This window comes from Legionella impletisoli, assembly GCF_900639875.1.
Lineage (GTDB): Bacteria > Pseudomonadota > Gammaproteobacteria > Legionellales > Legionellaceae > Legionella_A > Legionella_A impletisoli.
In genome coordinates, this window is the sequence record NZ_CAAAIA010000008.1 from 1 (window position 1) to 21,182 (window position 21,182).

Sequence of the window (21,182 nt, forward strand, 5' to 3'; positions counted from 1 at the left end):
CATCCCGAACTCAGAAGTGAAACAGACGTACGCCGATGATAGTGTGGGGCTTCCCCATGCGAAAGTAGGTCATCGCCAGGGTTTTATTCCAAAGCCAGCTTAATCGCTGGCTTTTTTTTTGCCTGAAATTAGGGCCTGTTGACAATTCACTTCATGCCCTACGCCCCGCAACTTATATGTCCGCGGAGTCTATGGATGCCGCCAGACAAAAAAGCTTGTACCGGACTTGATGCGGCAACGCACGCCCCTACTGGCTGTGATTTAAGCACAGCATCCGCGCGCGTTAGCAAACGTTCAGGAAGTTCACTAAGTTTATTTTCGATCCTTACGGTCGCGACTCGGTTGTGGATGAACTAAATCGCGAAGGCTGTGATCGTTTTAATATTCTAAAGCCCCAAAAGACTTCGTAGTTAGTGCTTAATTTAGTTACGGCTGTAAATATTTATTCTTTAAGCGAACATAATGTGCTGAAGAGTATTCTAAATTATCTTTTTCTTTCTGGGTCAGCGCTCTAACCTCTTGTATGGGATTTCCCATATATAGATAACCAGAACGAAGTTCTTTTCCAGGCGGAACGAGGCTTCCAGCAGCTATTAGCACGTGATCGCCAACCACCACTTTATCCAGTATGATGGCGCCAATGCCTATAAGGCAAAAATTGCCAATGAAGCAAGCATGTAATACCGCTTTATGACCAATCGTCACGCCATTGCCAATAATGAGTGGTTCTCCACCTGGAGTGTAAGGGCCATCATGAGTTACATGAAGAATCGCTGCATCTTGAATATTGGTTGAAGACCCTATTTCAATGCGGTTCACATCCCCACGAATAACAGCCATTGGCCAGACGGAAACATGTTCAGCTAAGTGAACATTGCCAATTACCGCGGCACTAGGGTCAATATATACGCCGTCGCATATAGTCGGCGAAAAATCTTCAAATGGTCGTGTTGGATTGCTCATAGTTAAATAGTATCCTTTGGAGTATGCTCTGCATTGTTAGGTAAATTTAATAAGCGTATATTTTTTATTTTACGACACGTTTTGACAAGTGTTGAATCTTATTTTAACTAGACCGGGGCAAATAGCCACTTCAAATAGCATGGAATGTAGGGAAAATTTTTGATCTAAGGGTTTCAATGATAAAAGGACATATCGAGCATTTAAGTTTATTCCAGCTTCTGGTGGTGTTCACTACCATACTGCTTCTTTCGAGCTGCGGTAATCCTTCGGAGATCCTCTATCAAGGTTATGTGGAGGGTGAGGCTATTTACTTAGCTTCGCCTTTTTCTGGGAAATTAACTGATCTTTTTGTTCGTCGCGGACAAACGGTTAAAAAAGGAGAACAATTGTTTCGCTTGGCTGGTAATCCCGAGGCCTTAGAGATTAAAGCTCAAAAAGCAGAGTTAGAGCAGGCTAAAAAGATCTATCAAGATCTTTTAAATCCTAAACGCACACCTGAAATTGAATCGATTAAAGCTCAGATTGAACAAGTGGATGCGGAGCTAGAACTCGCTGCGATTCGTGTTACTCGCTATCAAACGTTATATGACAGAAAGGCAACAAATAAAGACAATCTTGATGAAGCATTAGCGAGACAAGAGCAGCTCAAACACCGCAAAGCCGAGCTGCTTTCTAATTTACAATTAGCAAAGCTTGGTAGCCGAGAAGAGCAAATTAACGCACAAGCAGCAAAGATAGAAGCTATGGAAGCGAAACTTGAAGTAGCTACGTGGCAACTATCACAAAAAATCATGTTTGCACCAGAGGATGGTGTTATTCAGGATACTTATTATCAAGAAGGAGAATTTGTTGGAAGTCAGCAACCTGTATTAGCTTTATTAGCACCCAAAGACGTTCGAATTGAATTTTTTGTTCCCGTACAGCAACTACCGTCTATTCATTTGGATCAAACGGTTAGTTTTACTTGTGAAGGATGTCAGCAAGATTACAAAGCACGTATCAGTTATATATCACCCGAGGCTGAATTTATTCCACCCTTAGTCTACAGTCATGAAAATCGTGAGCATTTAGTTTTTCGAGTGAACGCTGCAATAACCAATTCAACACGATTTAAACCAGGACAACCGATTTGGATAACGGCGATTGATCATGACAAGCAAAAACGTAATTGACGTTCAAAAGCTTACTAAATCATTTGATAACCGAGTCGTGGTAGATCAGGTTGATTTGCAAGTCAAAAAGGGTGAGGTGTTTGGATTTTTAGGACCTAATGGCAGTGGCAAGACGACGACCTTAAGAATGATATGCGGTTTATTAACACCAGATTCTGGCGAAGGTACCTGCCTTGGTTTTGATATTGTCAAAGAATCAGAAAAAATTAAAGCCCGTGTTGGCTATATGACACAGCGTTTTAGTTTTTATACGGATTTGAGCGTCAAAGAAAATTTATCGTTTATTGCTAGTGTTTATGGCATCAAGAATGCTAAAAACCGAATCAAAAAGATCATGGAGGATTTTGGACTAACCGATAAAAGCAATCAGTTAGCCGGGGAGCTCTCAGGAGGTTGGAAACAGCGAATGGCGCTGGCTGCTTGTATGTTACATGATCCGGATTTATTGCTCCTGGATGAACCAACCGCAGGCATCGATCCGATTGCGCGTCGAGATTTTTGGGATAGAATCCATGCGTTAAGTGAACAAGGAATAACCACCTTAATGACGACACACTATATGGATGAGGCGGAGCGTTGTACGCGTTTAGCTTATATTGCCAATGCCAAATTAATTATAACAGGCACAGTGGATGAAGTTATTCAAAGTACGGGGTTAAAAACCTGGGAAATTCGGGGAGATATTACACCAAAATTGTTGCATGAAATTAAAAAGATAGATGGGGTTACACAAGCTGCCCTTTTTGGCAGACAAATTCATGTGTGTGGGTTTAAGGAAGATGCAATTAAAGAAGGACTAGAGTCACTTCGCATGGACTTTAACATCCGTTGGCATGAAATTGATTCTACGTTAGAAGATGCATTTTTACGTCTTGTTAAAGAAACAAAAGGAGTCGAGAGTTGAAATCTTGGACAAATTCTCATCTTCTCGCAGTGATTATTAAAGAATTTATCCAAATGCGTCGCGACAGGACTACGTTTGCCATGATTATTGGCATTCCACTTATTCAGCTTATATTATTTGGCTATGCAATCAATTTGAACCCTCGCCATTTACCTACGGCAATCGTTGGTGATGATGAGAGCATGGTTGCTCGTAGAATTCTTAAAAGCATGGAGAATTCTACTTATTTTAATTTTATTAGCCCGGCCATGACCGAAAGAGAAGCGCAGCATCTCCTAAAAGCAGGAAAAGTTCAATTTATTGTGAATTTTCCGCCAAATTTTTCACAGGATTTGATAAAAGGACTTAAACCGCAATTGTTGTTACAGGCTGATGCAACCGATCCAGCAGCAACAAGCCGCGCCGTTTCGGTATTTGCTGAACTAGCCAGCTTGTCTTTACAAGAAGAATTGACCGGATTGTTATCTTACCTCAATCCCTCACCTCCACCTTACCAACCTATGGTTCATGAAGTTTACAATCCCCTAGCTATCACAGCGTTTAATATTGTTCCAGGTTTATTAGGTGTGGTACTCACCATGACGATGGTTGTTATCACAGCACTTGCTATTACACGTGAATATGAACGAGGAACGATGGAAAATTTGCTGGCGACTCCACTAAAACCGTTAGAAGTCATGATTGGTAAAATTTTGCCCTACATTATCGTGGGATATATTCAAGTGATATTAATCTTATTGATGGCTAAAGTATTATTTAATGTGCCGATGGAGGGAAGTATATTCTTATTGCTTTTTATGTGTTTACCCTTTATTGCAGCTAATTTAAGCATGGGATTAACGTTTTCAACGTTAGCGAGCAATCAGCTTCAAGCCGTGCAAAGTGCCATGTTTTTCTTTTTACCCTCTATTTTACTCTCTGGTTTCATGTTTCCTTTTCGAGGCATGCCAATCTGGGCGCAATATTTAGGAAATATATTACCTTTAAAACATTTTTTGATTATTGTTCGCGGAATTCTCTTAAAAGGTAATGGATTTTTTGATGTATGGAAAGAAATAATACCCATATTAATATTCATGGTAGTGGTTATGGTTATTGGATTTAAACGATACCGCCAAACGTTAGATTAGGTGCTAGATGTCTCGATGGCTTGCTTTGCTTGCTGCCAAATATGCAATAATTCTTCGTCTGAGCAATTTTTTAAATTCGTAAATCCCGATTCATGAGCAATTCGTTTCACATGATGAAATCGTTGTTCAAACTTCGTCGTCGCTTTATCTAACGTTTGCCCTGGATCGAATCCACAAAATAGGGCGAGTGAAATCACAGCATGCATCAAATCGCCAATTTCTTCTTGTAACCCTGAACGATGAAGGGGATCAACAGGATTAAAATGCACTTGGATTTCCTGAATTTCACTTTGTATTTGTTGTAGAATTTGTTCCGGACATTGCCAACAGAAACCAAGAGCCTGGGCTTCTTCCTCAAGTTTTTTTATTTTCTCAAAAAGTTTCATTACAATTCTATACAAACTAAGTTCATTCCCACATCTTACCCTATTTAAGGATGAAATAAAGTGAAACGATTAAGTGGTAAAGTAGTCTTGATTACCGGTGCTTCCAGTGGTATAGGAAAAGCATCTGCAAAACAGTTTGCTGAAGCGAAAGCCAGGCTTCTACTGTGTGCTCGTCGTCTTTCCGTTATTCAGGAGTTAGCAGATGAGCTTCAAGCACAATATGACATACCAATCCATACCTTTGAGTTGGATGTTCAGAAAGAGCAGCAGGTGAATCATGCAATCCAGAGTCTACCGGAGGCCTGGAAATCCATCGATGTCTTAGTCAATAATGCAGGACTTGCCGCAGGGCTAGACACCATACAAGAGGGTGATAGCGCAGATTGGGATGCAATGATTGATACGAATATCAAAGGTCTACTCTATATGACCCGCGCGGTCTTGCCGAACATGATTGAACGAGACTCTGGCCACATCATCAATATTGGATCCATAGCCGGTCATCAAGTTTATCCAAAGGGTGCGGTTTATTGCGCGACAAAACATGCAGTCGATGCATTATCTCAAGGATTACGATTGGATTTATCCGGCACAAAAATCCGAGTCAGCAGTGTTGATCCAGGCGCTGTAGAAACGAATTTCAGCCTAGTGCGATTTAAAGGCGACGAGAAAAGAGCAAAAGCGGTTTATAAGGGCTTTCAACCATTAATGCCAGAAGATATAGCGGATGCAATTTTATATTGCGCATCACGACCAGAACACATCAATATCAGTGAGATTCTGATTATGCCCACTGCTCAAGCTGGTGCAACCATGATCGCAAGAAAGTAAATTATTTTCTTGTCTGATGGACTTATAGAAGCTGAAATTTCTTCAGAGTCTCGGGGCAAACGCATCTCATTTTTGAACATGGCACGCTTTTTTTTTGCCTACTTGCCCTGCTTTATGCAGGGCATTCAATCGTTCTTGAATGAAGTTCAAAGCCTAATTCCGCCCATAAAGTGCTGAACGTAGACATTTTGATTTTATTTGACTCGATTAGATGCGGTTTACCCTCCAGGCAGACTGGACTTTTCATAAAAGGCGATTAGACTGTTGATTAATAAAATAAAAACACACAAGGATGAACCTGATGCACGCAACAAACTACCTTTATCATGATGGTGAGCAGGAGTTACATGGGTATTTGGCCTATGATGAAGCGGTAAAAAAAGCTAGGCCCGTAGTGTTGGTCATGCACGATTGGTCCGGAAGAAATGAGTTTGCTTGTAAAAAAGCAGAAAAATTGGCTGAAATGGGTTATCTTGGCTTTGCGGTTGATGTGTATGGCGAGGGAAGACTGGGGGAAACCTTAGAGGAAAAGAAAGCGTTGATGTCCCCGTATACCAACGACCGCCGATTGTTGTTGAAGCGGTTACAGGCGGGGCTTGATGCCGTGGTTCAAATGGGGGAGGTTGATAATCAACGAATAGCCGCGATTGGTTTTTGTTTCGGTGGATTATGTGCGCTTGATTTGGCTCGAAGTGGAGCTAACCTCAAAGGGGCAGTAAGTTTTCATGGTTTATTAAACAACCCCGAAGGGTTACCAGAGCAGCCGATTCACGCAAAAATCTTGGCATTGCATGGCTATGATGATCCCATGGTTCCTCCTGAACAAGTCGATGCATTTTGCCAAGAAATGACAAATGCCAAGGTAGATTGGCAAGTTTATATTTATGGTAATACCAAGCACGCGTTTACTAATCCCAAGGCTCATGATCAAGAATTAGGAACGGTCTATAACGAACAAGCTGAACACCGTGCTTGGCAAGCAATGAAAGACTTCTTAAACGAAATTTTTGCATAAGTAAGGAACCATCATGACCTATGGTTCCGTTATTTATGAACTAGCAGAAGAGCTTGGTGAGGTTTTAACCTCTCGAAACATTCGCTGCGCCGTAGCTGAATCTTGCACAGGAGGCAGTTTGGCTGGAACGATTACTTCTATCCCTGGCAGCTCTGAATGGTTTGATCGAGGATATATTACCTATAGCAACTCCTCTAAAGTGCAAATGCTTGGGGTCCCTGGGAAAATTCTGCGCGCTCATGGAGCTGTAAGTGAAGAAACTGCACGTGCCATGGCTGAAGGGGTTATTTCTCAAAGCGATGTTCATGTCAGTGCTGCCATTACAGGAATTGCAGGTCCTGGAGGAGGAAGTCAAGATAAACCGATAGGAACTGTTTGGATTGCTTGGGCGGGCGATATGCAGCCTACCTATAGCCAGTGTTATCATTTTGTGGGTAATCGTCCTGCTATACGGCATCAAGCGGTGCAAACTGCGTTAGAGGGTTTAATTAAACGATGCAATCCAAAATTACATCCTAAGCTTACCAAAAGAAGTAAAGAAACCTATTTTTTTGCTTTATACCCTGATGAGAATACGGCTGAGCATTTACATAAGCAAGCAAAAAAGCTCATTCATTCGGAGTCCTATCCAATCATTCCTAAATCCAAGTTACATCTTACCTTGGCTTATTTAGGCAATGTCCCTCCCGATTTTTTGCAAGAGGCCATGAGAATCGCTGCACTAATAAAAGCAAAACGGTTTGATTTAAAAATCAATGTGATGGATGCTTGGTTACGCTCAAAAGTGCTTTGGCTTGGGACCGACTCTTTACCAGAAGAATTAACAAACTTAGTGCTGAGACTGAATCGACAATTAATTTCAGCAGGGTTTAGGCCAGAAAAATCCCCATTTACCCCACATGTAACGATCGCACGTAAATGGGATAAGCCAGTTAAGCCTCAGACAATTCAAGCCATTCTATGGCCTGTAGAGGAATTTTGTCTCATCAAATCCAGTACGGCTTCAAATACCACACACTATGAAAAAGTTGCCAGTTGGCCACTCAAGCTACCACGAGCATCCACTAAACTTTAGGTTAATAATCTGGACTCAGCTCCTCTGTACAAGACGAAAGAACATCTCGAATAACTGTTTCCCCCTGCAACCAACCTATTTACATTAATTTACAGCAGTGCTGATCATGCTCAATATCTGTAATTTTATTTATCTGTTTAGTTTCTATCTTGGATTGGGCAGCAAGTGAAAATGCTATTTTAAATTGGATTTTTTCTTCGGGAGTTAACTCATTAAATGGTATTTTTTTAAAAAGTTTAGTTCGTGTAAAAGGATTTTCATCAAGATTGGAATAACATCCAACGCACCCAAAAAAGTATGTGCTGTTTTCTACTAAAAACATTATATTTTCTTTTTTATCTTGAGTTTCAAAACATATGGGGCAATCAAGTAGATTTTCTGATGGAGAAAAAAATTTCATAGTGTACGTCCTTATTAGCTATTCTGGAAATTCTTTATTGAGATCAACTCTAAGAAAAAGAGTATATACCCAAATTGATGTATTCAGTAGTCTTTGAACGCTTCAGGATTGACTTTTAAAATTCGGTCATCCTTTTTTTGGGGCCAGCCTCGACCATCACGGTTTGACGTCATGAAATATAGATAGCCATCAGGGCCTTTTACCACATGTCTAATGCGCCCAAACTGTTTTCGATAGTGGCCGATTAACGTTTGAATGGTTTGCTTATTGGGGTTCAATGTGGCTTGATAGAGCGTTTGTCCTCTTAATCCACCAAAAAATAAATCATCATTCATGATAATTGCTCCACCAGGAGCCCAGGTTTCATTTTTGCCTGAGTTAAGAACCGGTGTGACCATGTTGGGTTTCGTTTCATCCCCTTGAATCACAGGCCAGCCATAGTTTTTGCCGGGCTTTATTAAATTAATCTCATCATGCGCGCTTTCCCCATGCTCGGTTTCCCATAACTGGCCCTGGTTATCCCACGCTAATCCTTGTGGATTTCGATGACCATAGGAATAGACAGGTGAATTAAAAGGATTTTTAGGTGCGGGTTGGCCGTCTTTTGTTAAGCGCAAAATTTTGCCTGCTAAGGAATGTTTATTCTGCGCTGAGTTCTTGGATAACGCATCGCCCGTGGTAACGTACAAATAGCCATCAGGACCAAATGCAATACGCCCACCATTATGAAATCGAGCAGCGGGAATATTGGTGAGGAGAATGGTTTCGTCGCTCAACACACCATGACTATCGTATCGATAGCGCACGATCTCATTCAAAAGCTCACCCTGTTTACGCGTGGTTCTGTACAAATACAACAATCGGTTTTGTGAGAATTCTGGATCAAGTGCCATGCCTAGCAATCCTCCTTCTCCAACTTGGGCTACCCTTGGGATAGTCTGAGTTTTAGTCATTTTACCTACTTGGGTTAGTTGTCCAGGGCGCTCGGTAATTAAGAGATCTCCATTAGGCAAAAAAACCAACTCCCAGGGGACTGTTAGTCCCTCTACAACCGTTTCAGGTTTAGTTGAATTTAGGGTGGTTCCAGCTTTTACACTGGTGATCGTGGGTTGAAAAAAATAAGGGATAATTTTTTGGCCATAGTAATAAGCCAGCCCAGCCAGGATGATAACGACTCCCAAAATGGCAAGCCAAACTTTAAGACGCACCATAATATTCCTTCTATTGCAATCCATGTGCTAAGGTTAAGTTTAGAAGATAGATAAAAGATAGGAAACTAGGGCCACTTACTTTAGAAATTCCTGCTTCAAACGTTTTAATCAAAAAAGGTTTGTCTGCCTAAGGCTCTAAGAAGTTTTTTTGGCAAGACCCTAAGAAAGAGGAATGACTAATTGATTGTTATGGGTAGAACATTTTAAGGACGTGAAATGGAACGATTTCAAAATATTTTACTCGTTATGCAAGGCGATGATACTGAAAAGACAGTGGCAAGCCAAGCTATGGAATTGGCTTTATATAATCAAGCCACCCTTAGCGTTCTTATTATTTCACCTTCTTTTCCAGAGAATTTAAATGACTATAAAGACTGTTATAAAGAATCATTATTGAAGTGCATTGAGAAAATGCTTAAAGAGGCAAGGGTGGATTTAGATATCCCAGAAAATAAATTATCAATTAACATTGAATTAGAAAGCGGGGATATGTTGGACATTCGTGTGGTTCGCCATGTGTTAAAACATCACTATGATCTTGTGATTAAGCATGCCCAACAGAGTGAAAATAAAGGGTTTGATGCATTAGAAATGGAATTATTACATAAATGCCCTTGTGCCTTATTTATCAGTAGACCATTTAAACACGAATATCCAAAAGTTAAGGTTGCCGTAGCCGTTGATCCAATGGAAGAAGAACCACAAGCTCAGCAGCTTTCGCTTAATTTATTAGAAATCTCACAATCCCTCGCAAAACAGTATTCAGGACAGCTTAATGTCATTGCATGTTGGCATTTTGCATTTGAAAATTATTTTCGCAATAGTGTGTTCGATAAAACTTCTAGTAATGAATTAAATGAGATGCTGCAAGAAGCAAAAAATACCAGTGAAAATGCGTTAAAAAGCTTGCTAGACCAAGTTAAAAACAACGGGACAAACTATAAAATTAATCATTTAAAAGGGCGTCCTGAAGTTGAGATCCCATCTTTTATCGATGAGCAACACATTGATATTTTAGTTATGGGGACTCTGGCTCGAACGGGAATTTCTGGTTTTATCATCGGAAATACGGCCGAAAACGTTTTGCAAAAAATTGATTGCTCTTTATTAGCACTTAAACCATCAGGTTTTGTTTCGCCCGTAAAAATAAACTAAATCCGTTTCCTTTTGGGTTTTGGGATAGAGTCTCACTTCATGGCGAAAAGCCGCTCTTCCAATCAGATGAAAGGCGACAGGTGCGGTCAATAAGAGAAATAGTATCGCTATGAGCACTTCAAGTGCCACCGCCCAGGATGAAAAATAAATAACTGCGCCAGATAAGATTAATCCTGCTCCTAATGTACCGGCTTTGGCTGAGGCATGCATACGAAGAAATAGATCAGGCATTCGCACAATTCCTAAGGAAGCAATAAAAATAAATATGGATCCAATAAACAAAAAGCAGTCACTCAAAAAATTTATCATCCTCTTTCCCTACATTGCGTTTTCTTTCTAAATAATAAGCATACATGGTGCTGCTTAAAAACATCACCAGCGCCAAAGCAACCACGATATCTAAATAGATGGCTTGGTGGGTGTAGACGCTATATAAGGCTATCGATGCCATGATTACATTGGCCACTAAATCCAGTGCGACCACTCTGTCAGGGATCCCTGGGCCAAGAACTAGGCGAGTAAAACAAAAGATGGCTGCCAAGATAATCAATAAGCAAGCAAGCCAGAATAATATACTCACGGCCAAATCTCCATAATGGGGCGTTCAAATTTTGTATGCAACTGATTTATAAGGCGTTGCTTATCTGAAAAAAACATCACATGTAGAAGCATGTGTTTTTTGTCCTTAGAAATTTCTAATGTTAACGTTCCAGGAGTCAATGAGATAATATTGGCTAGCGCTGTAATTTGTATATCATTGGTGCAACTTAAAGGATAATCGATTAATGCCGGTTTCCCTCGAAAGCTTGGCATAATAACGGCATAAGCAACTCGAAGATTTGCCAAGACGATTTCATATAAAACAAAAAAAGAAAATAAAATGAAATACCCTATTCGATATATCAGTTGAAAACTCTTCACTTACAATCCTCCACTAGAAGCCCCTAGGTGAGCGTAGGGGTGTAGTATCGCGTATGCAGATTGCTCCGAAGCTTCATACAACCATTGTGGGAAAAATCCAATGAGCAAAGTTAAAGAGCCTAAAAATATAACGGGCAAGTATAGGAAGACTTTCTCTTTTACGCTTAGACAAAAAATTGAACTAGTCGTGGGTTGTAAGAATACATATCGCCATATTTTTATCATGGAAAATAAGGTGAAAAACCCAACGGCCACAATAATAAACGCCGTTATCCAAAAATTTTCAACTAAAGCTGCCTGTAATAGCAGATATTTTGCCCAAAATCCTGAAAAAGGAGGAAGACCTGCTAGAGAAAACGCGGGAATGGTAAATAAGAACGTTAAGAGTGGTTTTTGTTTAAAAATCCCGCCCATTTGCCGAATATCAACCTGTTGATTATAACGACTTACGATACCTGCGACAAAAAACAAATTTGTTTTGACCAAGATGTGGTGAATGATGTAAAAAACTCCCGCGCTGAGTGCTACGGTTGTGCCTAGAGCCAATGCTAAGGTCATATAACCGACTTGAGAAATAATATGGAAGGATAAAATGCGACGGATATGAAAATCACTCATCGCGCCAAAGACCCCGCTTAACATGGTCAAACAAGAAATAATTAAAAGAAGATGTAGAAATTGAGACTCTGGCGAAAAAAATAAAGTTCCCATGCGTATTAACGCATACACTCCAGTTTTAGTGAGCAAACCCGCAAAAATACTCCCGGCTGATACACTGGTTAAGTGATAAGACGCAGGCAACCAAAAATAATAGGGAAATAAGGCGGCTTTAATGGCGAAAGCAACCATGAGCATGACAAAACATGGATAGAACTGGTGGTATGAAGGCGATTGTTGCGCCCATCGTGCTAACTGGGTCATATCCAGTGTACCGCTGACGCCATATAAGAAACTAATTGATAATAATAAAATTAAGGTTGCTAACAGGTTTAAAGAAATGTAATGTAAAGTCCCTTTTAACCGGTCTTGTTCATAGGATAAGGTCATCAAAACAAACGACGCAATGAGCATTATCTCAAACCAAACATATAGATTAAACAAATCACCAGTAGAAAATATTCCCGTGACGCCAGTCACTAAAAACCAGAACGCGGGATAAAAAGAAGTGATGTTACGGATGGTTGTATCCGCAACACTATATATAGATACCGCAAGAACGGTGATGGCTGTAACTAAAATCATCAAACTTGAAAAGGTATCTAGTCTCAGAGTAATGGCAATGCCTGAAGGATATCCCCCTACATTTAGGGAAAGAAGATTTAAACGTTGAACTTGCCAGTTTAAAATGATCGCAATGAGTAAATAGCTGGCAGCACCAAAATAATGGGTCGTTCGCTGTAAACGTTCGTTAGACTGCACTAACAAACACATTAACCCAATTAACAAACTAACCAATATGGGCGTACAAGCTAGGTTATTCATCATCACCTTGTGTGTTTGAAGGTAAGGTAGGGGAGTCTATTTCAGGGTTCTTGTAATTTTCTTTATGCAATTCTCGAACGATAATCAACGAAAAGGCAATCAGCGCAAATGAAATCACAATCGCTGTAAGTACCATAGCTTGGGGTAACGGGTTACCCATCTTAACCAGTTGATTACCGTTGATAAATGCTGGATCCGTTAAAAAAACGCGACCCGCAATTAAAAGACAAAGATTGATGGTGGATGAAAATAGAATTAACCCATAAAGCCAACGACTTAGTTGCTGGCTCATAAGCAAATAAAGCGAAAGAGCCATGAGTATACCAATGGTTAAGGCCATGGAACTCATGAAGTTTCCTCCAAAGCGATGATCATCATCAAAACGGAAGAAGACACAACAAGATAGACGCCAACATCAAAAAACAACACAGAATTAATCAATCCATCCCAAGTTTTAAGCCAAACATGGCTTAAAAAGATGGCATGGACCAATAGTCCCCACAAACTGCTAGACACCATAAGTATTAGTCCTGCACAAAGCCAGACCGTAGGAGAAAACTTTATAATGGTTAGCAATCTTGGCACGCCATAGGCTAATAAATATAAAGAAAGGGATGAAGCAGCAATTAACCCACCAGGAAAACCGCCCCCGGGCGCGTTATGGCCACGAAATAATACCCATAAAGAAAACAAAAACATCCATCCTAACAATAAGCGGGCGATGGTTTGTAAAATTAAAGATTGCATCATCTTCTTCCCGAACGACGATTCAATAATATTTTTATTCCAAAAGCAGCGATCAAAAGAACAACACTTTCTCCTAACGTGTCTAAGGCCCTAAAATCTACTAATACCACATTCACCACGTTGAGGCCATTACCCAGAGGCAAACTATGTTCAATATAATAACGACCCACCTTGTCATTAAATGGGCTTACCAATAACGCATCTAAAGTCAACGAAATAAAAGCTCCAAAACAAATGGCAATCCCTCCACTTATTACGCGATGCCAAAAGGTTTCTTGCTGTATCCTGGGCCATTTTTTTAATCCTGATAAACTAAATACAATTAAAATGACCATTAAGGTTTCAATTAAGATTTGAGTCATTGCCAGATCCGGCGCGCCTTGGATCACAAAAAAGAGCGCAAGGATTAAGCCAAATACACTGAGTCCAATTAGTCCTGTGATAAATTGTTTAACCCACAGTAAAGAGGTAGCAGAGCCCAGTAACCAAAAAAGCAATAACCATAGAAGATAAGTCGGTTTACTAAACGCCAAGGGGAATGCGTGAGGCAACAGTGAAAACCCAAATATTAAACAAAGCGTTAAAAAGGTAATGATGAAGTAACGGTTGTAATTTGGAGTTTGTAGCCTATTCGTCCAATTATTTGCAATATTGACACTCCCGATTAATAGGACTTGCAAGATATGATACGGGAATATCCAACGTAGCTTGTTCGTTTTGAGCAGAGTAAATCGAAGCGGACGTCGCCCAATATACAAGAGGGCCGCACCACTCAGAGTAATGGCACTGAGTATAAGCGATGGCCACATTGCCTCTCCTCGGGAAACGATTCGAAAAGGTTCACTTTGGCCTAAAATTGCCTTGGCCGCAGGGGAAAGAATGTACACGTTCATCGTTTGCGTAAAGATACTAAAAAACAAGGTAATGATTGCCAACAACAAGGCATTTACAGACATATTGTAATTCGCCTCTCGAACTCGAGAAGGATATTGTGCTCCCCAAAAAGGTTTTAACACGAGAGTAAATGCAATCGCAGCCATCACCATATTCGCGAGAACGACAATAAAGGTAAGTAGATAGGTTGCACTTGGCGCAGCTAAACTGGCCTCGTAAACCAGTTCTTTTACATAAAATCCCAGAAGAGGAGGAAGCCCTGCCATAGAACAGCCAGCGACGAATACTGCCAAAAATGTAATGGGCATGACACGATGCAAGCCACCAACATATTTTAAATGACGAGTCCCGGTTTGATGTTGGATGTCGCCAATAGCCATGAATAAATTCGCTTTATATAATGCGTGGACCAATAAAAATGATACAGAGGCTTTGATGACGACGGGATCATTCCCAGCCAGTATAAATACAAGGGAGCCTAAAGCAGTGATCGTGGTATAAGCTAAAATTAATTTCATGTCTAAATGCTTAAAGGCTGCCATCACACTGCTTAACATGGTGATGCTGCCGATGGTGGTGAGGCTGATAAACCATAGGTTTGATTCGGCAAAGAGGGGATGAAAACGTGCCAAGAGGTAAATCCCCAACTGCACCATGGTGGCGGAATGAAGATATGCGCTTACGGGAGTTGGGGCCACCATAGCTCCTGGTAGCCAGAAACTAAAAGGAAATTGGGCTGATTTCGTAAACGCGCCAATTAAAAACAATGACAACATCCAAGGAAAATAAGGGTGTTCAAGGATTGTCGCTGGATTTCTAATTAAAGCGCTAATGGCCTGGGTTCCTGCTGCCTCTGCCAATAAAATAAAAGAAGCCAATAAGGCTAAGCCTCCTAAAGTCGTAATAAATAAGGCTTCAATGGCAGCTTTTCTGGCTTTACGTTGTTGATGATTAAGTCCAATTAATAAAAAGGAACAAATCGACGTCAACTCCCAAAATACATATAAAGTGATTAAATCATCGGCACTGACAGCACCTATCATTGACACCATAAAGAGAAACAACAAACAATAGTAACGATTTAAATAAGGATGTTGCTTAAAATACGGTTTACTATAAATGACAATGGGAAAACCTATTCCACAAATTAAAACGAGAAGTAATTGACTTAACCCATCGATGCGAAATGAGAAAGAAATTCCTAATGCCTTAAACCAAAGAAATTGCAGAGAAATGACCCCACCTTCAGCAATATATGAGCTTTGCGATAGCAAGAGCATAAGCATCAATAAGGGGATAATTCCTAATAACCAACCCAACCAATTGCCCTTTATTTGCTTAAAGAGATATAGCGAAACCAAAGCAGTCAAAAAAGGCAGCAGCATAAGACTTATAATAATCATCGCTGAGAGAAGTAAAGATAAACGTTGAGATTCAAGATTGACATCCTCTGTCTTAGTATTAATTTGAGTTTATTTTAGGGGCTGTTGCCATTTCATGTCCAGCTCAGCCCCACCTACCTGGCCTGACTTGTTCAGGCCATCTCTTCGATGACCCGAATCAATCGGGTCAGGTAGGGGGGATTGAGTCCAACACTGACCTAACCACTTAGCCCCCCACCTACCTGGCCTGACTTGTTCAGGCCATCTCCTGAGATGACCCGAACCAATCGGGTCAGGTAGGAGGGATTGAGTCCAACACTGACCTAGCCACTTAGCCCCCACCTACCTGGCCTGACTTGTTCAGGCCATCTCCTGAGCTGACCCGAATCAATCGGGTCAGGTAGGGGGGTGAGTCCATCACTGACCTAACCACTTAGCCCCCATCTACCTGGCCTGACTTGTTCAGGCATCTCCTGAGCTGACCCGAATCAATCGGGTCAGGTAGGAGGGATTGAGTCCAACACTGACCTAACCACTTAGCCCCCCACCTACCTGGCCTGGCTTGTTCAGGCCATCTCCTGAGCTGACCCGAATCAATCGGGTCAGGTAGGGGGGTGAGTCCAACACTGACCTAACCACTTAGCCCCCACCTACCTGGCCTGGCTTGTTCAGGCCATCTCCTGAGCTGACCCGAATCAATCGGGTCAGGTAGGGGGGTGAGTCCAACACTGACCTAACCACTTAGCCCCCATCTACCTGGCCTGACTTGTTCAGGCCATCTCTTAGATGATCCAAATCAATCGGGTCAGATAGGGGGCTATTTTAGAATCGCTTCCGAGTAGTTGTTTTGAATTATACCTGTTAAAGTGTTAAATTTCATGACTTTAGGACAAAACGTATCGCGATGTATCGATACCGTAGAGTAAGGACGTTCTATGCGTTGGTTATTATTGTTGCATATTGCAACAATGATTGGTTGGTGTGGGTTTTTACTGTATATGCCAGCTTTAATATCCATTTCTGCAGGACAAGGCATACCATTTGAGGCCAAGGAGCAGGTGATCTTGCCACGTCTTTTTTTTACTCATATCCTCACTCCTATAGCCTTAATCGCGATTATTTCTGGAACCTTCATTTTTGTGCAACAAAATACCATCGCAATGTGGTTAATGGCCAAGCTTAGCCTGGTGTCGGTTCTTGTCATGATTCATGCATTCAATGGTTGGTTAATCCTGAAAATGGAATCAAAATCGCAAAAAAATTTAAATCGTTTATGCCTTTTGACAGGAATCGTTACGTTCCTATTCATCACAGCGATTATTTCTTTGGTGCTGTTAAAGCCTGATATAGGACAGTTGGCATGAAAAAAGAGTTAGAGTCATTAGGATTTAATATCAACCCCAACACCATATTCATAAACCAGGTGACCACCCATAATACTCGTCAAAAAGATCAAAAAAGCCGTCAAGAAGGTCATATAAATTCCTGCGGGAACGATGTACATCGCAGGGTCTGGGATTCGAAGCATCCAATTGAAGGTCGCCAAGGAGAGCATCATGACTGCAAATATGGCATGGCACCACCCGGTTATCAAGCGACGGATGCGAGTGACAGTCAACAAATCAATGAGACCAATCAAGCTCGAGAGAGCACCGCCCAGAGTTCCAACCACAAGCAACCAAAACCCTGCTTTAGCCCAAAAAAATTGGTGGGTAAACAAAAAGGTCAAATCGGTGGCAATCAGGCCAAGCAGGGCTGCCACAGGAAAATGAATCAACATAGGGTGGATAGGGTGTCCCGCTATGGACATGCGACTGATAATGGGTTCAAAGGTCATCTTAATTCCCTGATCATGAGTTTAAATAATAAAAGGGTAGCATGGCTTTTGCCACTATACCTAGCCTTGCCATTAGCAGGTTGTAAAGGCCCTCAATCAATTCTTGATCCCGCAGGACCTGCGGCTTTGTCTGTGGCAAGGCTCTGGTGGGGGATGCTTATCTATTTTACTCTCGTCTTTTTAGCTATTGCAGGGATCTGGTTTTATGCCATCAAGCCACGCAAAAAAGCATTTAAGCATAAGAAGTTAGGAGATTATTTAATTGTGTGGGGAGGAATTGCTTTACCTACAGTAAGTATTATCGTACTCCTTTCATTTGGGATCCCTATTGGGCAAAGCATGTTGCCATCTCCTGAATCAAACGAACCTATTTTGCGTATCAATGTGATTGGCCATCAATGGTTTTGGAAAGTAAATTATCCTGATCGTAATGTCACGCTCATCAATGAGCTGCATTTACCGCTTAACCAACCCGTGGATATTTATGCAACGACTTACGATGTGATCCATTCTTTTTGGGTACCAAGATTAAATGGCAAAATCGATATGATTCCTGGATATACGAATATTATTCGGCTCAAAGCCACAAAGTCTGGTCGTTTTCGTGGACAATGTGCGGAATTTTGTGGGAAATGGCATGCAAAAATGATACTCAACGTTGTGGTTCACCCCAAGGATGATTTTTCATCCTGGCTAGAAACTAATAAAAACATGCCCTCTAAGATAACGCTTCCCAAACCCTCAGAATATGAGTGAATCAAATGCGTGATGATCGCTTTATCAATTCATTACAGGATGTTAATGGCATATGAATAATCAAAACATCGAACATCATCAAGTAAAACACGATGAGTTTAATAAAGTCTGGGGGAATCCAAGAGGATTTCGGGCCCTAACCATTGTGAATCACACCACCATTGGCATTCGATTTATGGTAACTGCCGCGTTTTTTTTCATCATCGGTGGGCTGTTATCCATGGTTATTCGAACACAGTTGGCATTGCCGGAACAGACCCTAGTTACTGCGGGAGTTTATAATCAGCTGTTTACATTACATGGCACAATTATGATGTTTCTTTTCGCCGTGCCTATGATGGAAGGACTTGCCATTTATCTTGTTCCTAAAATGATTGGCGCGCGCGATCTCGTGTTTCCTCGGGTCAGTGTTTTAGGCTATTTTTGCTTTTTATTTGGTGGCCTTATTATTATCAGCAGCTTCTTTTTAGGCATTGCCCCCGATACAGGGTGGTTTATGTATACCCCTTTAACGAACTCAGTTTATTCTCCTGGAAGAAACGTTGATTTTTGGCTTCTAGGCGTCACGTTTGTTGAAATATCTGCCATTGTGACCGGCATTGAATTAGTGGTTTCGATTGCTCGAACTCGAACATCCAAAATGGCACTTCATCAAATGCCGCTATATTGTTGGTATGTTTTGGCTATGGCTTTAATGATTGTTTTTGGATTTCCACCTCTCATTCTTGGGAGTATTTTATTAGAATTAGAACGCGCCGTTAATTTCCCTTTTTTTGATGTTCATCGCGGCGGGGATCCAATTCTTTGGCAACACTTATTTTGGCTATTTGGCCATCCTGATGTTTATATTATTTTTCTACCCGCTGCAGGGATTGTTTCTACGATTATTCCCGTATTTGCACAAAGAGCAATGGTGGGGTATCGCTGGATAGTCTTAGCCATCATTACAACGGGATTTATAAGTTTTGGTGTTTGGGTTCATCATATGTTTACGGTGGGTATACCTAAATTAGCTCAAGCATTTTTTTCTGTGGCGAGTATGTTAATTGCCATTCCAACAGGTATTCAACTATTCGCCTGGTTTGCAACCCTTTTATCCGGTAGGCCTATATTTCGAATACCTATGCTTTGGATCACCGGTTTTTTAATTATTTTTGTTGCAGGAGGGTTAACAGGCGTTATGCTTGCGTTGGTGCCTTTTGACTGGCAAGTACATGATACTCACTTTGTGGTGGCTCATCTTCATTATGTGATGATTGGCAGCCTACTGTTTCCTTTGGTTGCTGGAATGTATTACTGGTTACCGCATTTTTCAGGGCGAATGCCTTCCGAAGGACTTGCTAAATGGGGATTCTGGCTCACGTTTCTTGGTTTTAATACGACGTTTTTAATCATGCATTGGACCGGATTACTGGGCATGCCTCGTCGAATTTATACCTATGATGCAGGTCTTGGTTGGGATTTACCAAACTTAATTTCTTCGGTGGGATCATTTCTGATGGCTGCAGGTATTGCGATGATCATCACAGATTTCGTGATTCATTTTCGCTATGGACGCCCCTGCTCAACGAATCCTTGGAATGCTGATACGTTAGAATGGGCTACTGGCACGCCACCGAATCCTTATAATTTTATTAGTTTACCGGAATGTTCTACCAGGCATCCTATGTGGGAACATCCCAACCTACAACAAACGATTGCAGAAGGAAAGCATGCCTTGGCTGTGGCAAATCATGGTCGTCGTGAAACATGGGGAACCGATCCTGTTTCTGGTAAGGTTCGCGAGATTATTCATTTGCCTGGAAATACATGGTTACCATTTTTCGCATCGCTATTTCTCGCGCTAATGTTTGTAACGCTTCTGATACGTGTGTATGTCATTACAGGAGCCGCTTTTATTTTATTTATGGCCTTATCTTTGCGTTGGTCTTGGGAAAATGGAGCCCATCCTAAAGCTGCTCCAGATGCTGAAACGCAACCAGGCGATCCTCCTTTGCATTCACGCACATTTGATGGGCCGGGGTTATGGGGGATGGGGGTGAGCTTACTCGCCAATGCAGCTTTGTATATGGCGTTGTTGTTTGGATGGTTTTACTTATGGACCGCATCACCCAATTGGCAAATCCCTAAACATCTCGTCTTTTCTAATATGCTCTGGATTGTAAGTGGCATATGGTTAACCTTAGCTACAGTTTGGTTTAAGTACTTAATCAAGCGAGTACGAAACCATCATATTAAGTACCTCCAAATTAATTTCTGGGGTGTAAGTGTTCTAGGTTTGATTCACTTTTGCGTGACCTTATGGATCTTATTGAATGCTAACCTGCATGCTTCGCAATTCTCTCATGATGCGGTGATTTCGGTGATGTTAGGGTATCAATTAATTCATAGCGCATTAGCCATCCTAATGACAGTAGTTCTTGCGTTGCGGGTTTATTATGGCTATATCGGGAAAGAGGCTTTATATGAACCCGTTGTCGTGGAACAATGGTGGTTTTATACCTTAGTGATCTACTGGGTGACGTATGTGGCGGTGGTATTATTTCCAATGTCATGGACTAGTTAAATGGTTATGAAACATCCGATACACATGGTATTTGGGTTGGTCATATGGGCTGTATGGTTTGTTATACTTTATGCTGCTTTATCGATATCCTGTGAAGCGTCTGTCGACCTAACCGGCTCTTTTAATTGGATCAATCTTTTATTGTTTGGATTTACGCTCGTCACATTAGCTGTTCTAATTGGTTTAGCTTACCGGATCTGGATTAAAAATCGTCAGGATTTAAAGAAGAAAACCGCTTCTGCACGGTTTATTTTTTGGTTAAGTTTTGGAGTTTATCTGGTTGCAATGGGGACAACTGGCAGCATTGGATTGATGTCTTTATTTTTTCCCCCATGCCTTTAAAGGAATAAAACGC

At 41.2% G+C, this 21,182-nt stretch carries 23 protein-coding genes and 1 rRNA gene; 12 read left to right on the forward strand and 12 right to left on the reverse strand.

Annotation, left to right across the window (positions count from 1 at the left end; translation table 11 throughout):
* A 5S ribosomal RNA gene (gene rrf, locus E1O41_RS12025) occupies positions 1-81 on the forward strand; the annotation flags it as partial.
* Between the two features lie 345 nt (positions 82-426).
* Here the strand turns inward: rrf and E1O41_RS09125 are convergent.
* On the reverse strand, positions 427-963 hold the full coding sequence (locus tag E1O41_RS09125) for a gamma carbonic anhydrase family protein (RefSeq protein WP_131777021.1): 537 nt from the start codon (positions 961-963) through the stop codon (positions 427-429).
* Positions 964-1,139: 176 nt separating this feature from the next.
* Here E1O41_RS09125 and E1O41_RS09130 point away from each other — a divergent pair, with 176 nt between their 5' ends.
* From E1O41_RS09130 to E1O41_RS09140, 3 genes are read left to right on the forward strand one after another with little or no spacing between them, the layout of a single operon-like run.
* Positions 1,140-2,135: an HlyD family secretion protein gene (locus E1O41_RS09130; RefSeq protein ID WP_131777022.1), complete on the forward strand. Its 996-nt coding sequence runs from the start codon at positions 1,140-1,142 to the stop codon at positions 2,133-2,135.
* Positions 2,113-3,039, forward strand: coding sequence for an ABC transporter ATP-binding protein (locus E1O41_RS09135; RefSeq protein WP_131777023.1), 927 nt, complete (start codon positions 2,113-2,115; stop codon positions 3,037-3,039). The genes E1O41_RS09130 and E1O41_RS09135 overlap by 23 nt, the downstream gene beginning before the upstream one ends.
* On the forward strand, positions 3,036-4,169 hold the full coding sequence (locus E1O41_RS09140) for an ABC transporter permease (protein ID WP_131777024.1): 1,134 nt from the start codon (positions 3,036-3,038) through the stop codon (positions 4,167-4,169). Before E1O41_RS09135 ends, E1O41_RS09140 begins: the two co-directional genes overlap by 4 nt.
* Here E1O41_RS09140 and E1O41_RS09145 read toward each other — a convergent pair.
* Entirely contained in the window at positions 4,166-4,555 is a 390-nt protein-coding gene (locus tag E1O41_RS09145; RefSeq protein ID WP_131777025.1) for a MazG nucleotide pyrophosphohydrolase domain-containing protein, read from the reverse strand. The two genes, E1O41_RS09140 and E1O41_RS09145, sit on opposite strands and share 4 nt — an antisense overlap.
* Before the next feature lie 60 nt (positions 4,556-4,615).
* Here E1O41_RS09145 and E1O41_RS09150 point away from each other — a divergent pair, with 60 nt between their 5' ends.
* The 3 genes from E1O41_RS09150 (at position 4,616) to thpR (ending at position 7,476) form a co-directional block, all read left to right on the forward strand.
* Positions 4,616-5,386 (forward strand): SDR family oxidoreductase, encoded by a 771-nt coding sequence (locus E1O41_RS09150; protein ID WP_131777026.1) that lies wholly within the window; start codon positions 4,616-4,618, stop codon positions 5,384-5,386.
* 301 nt (positions 5,387-5,687) lie between these two features.
* Positions 5,688-6,401: a dienelactone hydrolase family protein gene (locus E1O41_RS09155; protein WP_131777027.1), complete on the forward strand. Its 714-nt coding sequence runs from the start codon at positions 5,688-5,690 to the stop codon at positions 6,399-6,401.
* Between the two features lie 13 nt (positions 6,402-6,414).
* Positions 6,415-7,476, forward strand: coding sequence for an RNA 2',3'-cyclic phosphodiesterase (thpR, locus tag E1O41_RS11785; protein ID WP_165481161.1), 1,062 nt, complete (start codon positions 6,415-6,417; stop codon positions 7,474-7,476).
* Between the two features lie 79 nt (positions 7,477-7,555).
* On the opposite strand, the gene E1O41_RS09165 is transcribed toward thpR, so the two are convergent.
* Positions 7,556-7,876 carry a hypothetical protein gene (locus E1O41_RS09165; RefSeq protein WP_131777028.1) on the reverse strand — a complete coding sequence of 107 codons (321 nt, stop codon included), beginning with the start codon at positions 7,874-7,876 and terminating at the stop codon, positions 7,556-7,558.
* 83 nt (positions 7,877-7,959) lie between these two features.
* Entirely contained in the window at positions 7,960-9,087 is a 1,128-nt protein-coding gene (locus tag E1O41_RS09170) for a PQQ-dependent sugar dehydrogenase (protein ID WP_165481162.1), read from the reverse strand.
* Between the two features lie 216 nt (positions 9,088-9,303).
* Between E1O41_RS09170 and E1O41_RS09175 the strand changes: the two genes are divergently transcribed.
* Complete coding sequence (locus E1O41_RS09175; protein WP_131777030.1) at positions 9,304-10,242, forward strand: universal stress protein; 939 nt, start codon at positions 9,304-9,306, stop codon at positions 10,240-10,242.
* On the opposite strand, the gene mnhG is transcribed toward E1O41_RS09175, so the two are convergent.
* Genes mnhG through mbhE form a run of 7 tightly spaced genes read right to left on the reverse strand, consistent with a single transcriptional unit; the run spans position 10,210 to position 15,671 of the window.
* Entirely contained in the window at positions 10,210-10,551 is a 342-nt protein-coding gene (gene mnhG / locus E1O41_RS09180; RefSeq protein WP_131777031.1) for a monovalent cation/H(+) antiporter subunit G, read from the reverse strand. The genes E1O41_RS09175 and mnhG overlap by 33 nt on opposite strands.
* The gene (locus tag E1O41_RS09185; protein ID WP_131777032.1) at positions 10,532-10,822 is read right to left on the reverse strand and encodes an MrpF/PhaF family protein; all 291 of its coding nucleotides are present in this window, start codon (positions 10,820-10,822) and stop codon (positions 10,532-10,534) included. Before E1O41_RS09185 ends, mnhG begins: the two co-directional genes overlap by 20 nt.
* On the reverse strand, positions 10,819-11,163 hold the full coding sequence (locus E1O41_RS09190) for a Na+/H+ antiporter subunit E (RefSeq protein ID WP_131777033.1): 345 nt from the start codon (positions 11,161-11,163) through the stop codon (positions 10,819-10,821). The genes E1O41_RS09185 and E1O41_RS09190 overlap by 4 nt, the downstream gene beginning before the upstream one ends.
* A complete protein-coding gene (locus tag E1O41_RS09195) occupies positions 11,164-12,648 on the reverse strand; it encodes a proton-conducting transporter transmembrane domain-containing protein (RefSeq protein ID WP_131777034.1) in 1,485 nt (494 codons plus the stop codon). It lies immediately after the preceding gene.
* On the reverse strand, positions 12,638-12,994 hold the full coding sequence (locus E1O41_RS09200; protein ID WP_131777035.1) for a sodium:proton antiporter: 357 nt from the start codon (positions 12,992-12,994) through the stop codon (positions 12,638-12,640). The genes E1O41_RS09195 and E1O41_RS09200 overlap by 11 nt, the downstream gene beginning before the upstream one ends.
* Positions 12,991-13,395, reverse strand: a complete 405-nt coding sequence (locus tag E1O41_RS09205; protein WP_229669374.1) for an MnhB domain-containing protein — start codon at positions 13,393-13,395, stop codon at positions 12,991-12,993. Before E1O41_RS09205 ends, E1O41_RS09200 begins: the two co-directional genes overlap by 4 nt.
* Positions 13,392-15,671, reverse strand: a complete 2,280-nt coding sequence (gene mbhE / locus E1O41_RS09210) for a hydrogen gas-evolving membrane-bound hydrogenase subunit E (protein ID WP_242603904.1) — start codon at positions 15,669-15,671, stop codon at positions 13,392-13,394. The genes E1O41_RS09205 and mbhE overlap by 4 nt, the downstream gene beginning before the upstream one ends.
* A gap of 932 nt (positions 15,672-16,603) precedes the next feature.
* Here mbhE and E1O41_RS09215 point away from each other — a divergent pair.
* Positions 16,604-17,032: a CopD family protein gene (locus E1O41_RS09215; RefSeq protein ID WP_131777037.1), complete on the forward strand. Its 429-nt coding sequence runs from the start codon at positions 16,604-16,606 to the stop codon at positions 17,030-17,032.
* Positions 17,033-17,049: 17 nt separating this feature from the next.
* On the opposite strand, the gene E1O41_RS09220 is transcribed toward E1O41_RS09215, so the two are convergent.
* Positions 17,050-17,505 carry a DUF2231 domain-containing protein gene (locus E1O41_RS09220; RefSeq protein WP_131777038.1) on the reverse strand — a complete coding sequence of 152 codons (456 nt, stop codon included), beginning with the start codon at positions 17,503-17,505 and terminating at the stop codon, positions 17,050-17,052.
* A gap of 15 nt (positions 17,506-17,520) precedes the next feature.
* Between E1O41_RS09220 and coxB the strand changes: the two genes are divergently transcribed.
* The 3 genes from coxB to E1O41_RS09235 are packed head-to-tail and all read left to right on the forward strand — an operon-like array spanning position 17,521 to position 21,169.
* A complete protein-coding gene (gene coxB / locus E1O41_RS09225; RefSeq protein WP_207384519.1) occupies positions 17,521-18,261 on the forward strand; it encodes a cytochrome c oxidase subunit II in 741 nt (246 codons plus the stop codon).
* 52 nt (positions 18,262-18,313) lie between these two features.
* A complete protein-coding gene (gene ctaD / locus E1O41_RS09230; protein ID WP_131777040.1) occupies positions 18,314-20,827 on the forward strand; it encodes a cytochrome c oxidase subunit I in 2,514 nt (837 codons plus the stop codon).
* On the forward strand, positions 20,828-21,169 hold the full coding sequence (locus tag E1O41_RS09235) for a hypothetical protein (protein ID WP_165481163.1): 342 nt from the start codon (positions 20,828-20,830) through the stop codon (positions 21,167-21,169).
* Positions 21,170-21,182 lie beyond the last annotated feature (13 nt).